Genomic DNA, 1752 nt, shown 5'->3' with positions numbered 1-1752 from the left:
GATAATATCGGACCATTTGTGGTTCCGGAAGATGCTTATTTTGTAATGGGAGATAATCGCGATATGAGTCTGGACAGCCGGTATTGGGGATTTTTAGATAGGAATCTGATCACCGGAACTCCTTCTTTGATCGTGTTTTCTACCGGGGAACCACCCACTAAAGATGTCAGGTCTTATATTCTCAAACAAAGAGGTCAGTTCAAAGAAAAGTCACGAATCCGCTGGGAAAGAACTTTTAAGTTTATAAAATAAAGCCACAGAACTGATACAAGACAAATACAGACAGAAAGTTAAAATTGATTATTTCATTATAAAGTCTGTGAAAGTCAGTGGCAAAAAAGGTTTTTTGAAAAATCATATTTACATCCATATTCCTTTTTGTTTGAGGAAATGTAATTACTGCTCATTTTATTCGGTTGAATATTCACCATCTTTGAAAGAAAAATATTTATCATATTTAATTCGTGAAATTAAGATTTACCAACACAAATATTTGTTGAGACCGACAACGATCTATTTTGGTGGCGGAACTCCTTCATTATTATCTGCAGACGAATTAATCAGGATTATATCAAAATTTGAATTTTCTAATGAAACAGAAATCACGCTCGAAGCAAATCCAATAAATATCGATCATGAATTTGCTCATAAACTTTCTACAACTCCGATCAATCGTATCAGTTTGGGGATTCAATCTTTTCTCGATCAGGAATTAAAATTATTGGGAAGACTTCATGATTCCAAACAGATTTATTCCGCTTATAAATTATTAAGAAATTCTGGATTTGAAAATATTTCCATTGATCTTATTTACGGACTTCCAAACCAGAAAATTGACGATGTGGAATTTTCCTTGAATAAAATGATAGAGCTGAATCCGGAGCATATTTCAACTTATTGTTTGAGTTTGGATAAGAATGTTTCTCTTTTTAGAAAAATATCTCAAATTCCCGCCGATGAAATGATTTCCAATTTTTATTATTTGCTCCGTGAAAAACTGATTTCTGCCGGATACGAGCAATATGAAATCTCCAATTTTGCAAAACCCGGATTTGAATCAAAACACAATCTTTCATATTGGAATGATAGATCATATCTTGGTTTGGGTCCTGCTGCTTCCGGTTATTTGAAAACTGAAAAAGGAAATTTCAGATATACGAATCCGGCTGATCTGGATAAATATTTCAGATTGATAAAAACTTCCCCATCCGGCAGTTACCGGATGGTAAGTTTAAGCGATGAAGACCACGAAAAAGAATTCATTTTTCTCTCGCTAAGAAAAACAAAAGGAATGAACCTAAAAGAATTCCAATCAAAATTCGGTGAAAATTTCCTCCAAAAATATGAAAAAGAAATTGCAAAGTTTTTGGAAAATAAATATCTGGAAATTGTCGGAGATTTCATCAGGTTAACTCCGAAAGCGTATTTTATCTCGAATGAGATATTTGCGAAATTCGTGTAACAACTTCGGAATGCACAGCTTTAGCTGTTCTTCCGAATGTTGTTTTATATTATTGGTTGGTTAAAAAGATCCAACATTCCGAAAAGCTTCGCACATTCGGAAGTTGAGAAAACATCGGAATGTCCGCAGGTCTTCCGATTGTTTTGGGTGAGTTGAATTGATCCCCAACATTCCGAAGAGCTTCGCACATTCGGAAGTTGAGAAAACATCGGAATGTCCGCAGGTCTTCCGATTGTTTTGGGTGAGTTGAATTGGGATGAATCACAACATTCCGAAGGGCTTCGCACATT

At 35.0% G+C, this 1752-nt stretch carries 2 protein-coding genes; both read left to right on the top strand.

Annotated features, from left to right (window positions below):
- Window positions 1-252, top strand: a 252-nt coding sequence (gene lepB / locus ENL20_00860) for a signal peptidase I (protein ID HHE37111.1), incomplete at its 5' end; no start/stop codon positions are given.
- Between the two features lie 10 nt (window positions 253-262).
- A complete protein-coding gene (gene hemW / locus ENL20_00855; GenBank protein HHE37110.1) occupies window positions 263-1462 on the top strand; it encodes a radical SAM family heme chaperone HemW in 1200 nt (399 codons plus the stop codon).
- Window positions 1463-1752 lie beyond the last annotated feature (290 nt).

This window comes from Candidatus Cloacimonadota bacterium (assembly GCA_011372345.1).
In the GTDB taxonomy this organism is placed as follows: domain Bacteria; phylum Cloacimonadota; class Cloacimonadia; order Cloacimonadales; family TCS61; genus DRTC01.
Note: the sequence above shows the minus strand (reverse complement) of the source record. Positions and strands in the feature narration are given on the sequence as shown.